This window comes from Pyramidobacter sp. C12-8 (assembly GCF_002007215.1).
Classification (GTDB): domain Bacteria; phylum Synergistota; class Synergistia; order Synergistales; family Dethiosulfovibrionaceae; genus Pyramidobacter.
The window spans coordinates 1-213 of sequence record NZ_MUHX01000156.1; the positions used below are offsets into that span (position 1 = coordinate 1).

At 59.2% G+C, this 213-nt stretch carries 1 protein-coding gene; it reads right to left on the reverse strand.

Annotation, left to right across the window (positions count from 1 at the left end; genetic code table 11):
• Positions 1–213, reverse strand: a 213-nt coding sequence (locus tag B0D78_RS12425) for an ADP-ribosylglycohydrolase family protein (protein ID WP_205948350.1), incomplete at both ends; no start/stop codon positions are given.

Genomic DNA, 213 nt, shown 5'->3' on the forward strand with positions numbered 1-213 from the left:
TTGCCCTCGAAGTCGAGAAGGATTTTCAGCAGGCGCTGGTCCAGGAAAGTCATGGCGTGTTTCCGGATATTTGTCGGCACGCCGTAGTAGGCTTCCGCGACGGCTCCGGTGATGGCCGCCAGCGTATCGCTGTCGCCGCCGATGGAGATGGCATTTCGTATGGCGTCCTCAAAGTCGGTGGATTCGAAGAATGCCTCCAACGCCTGCGGGACT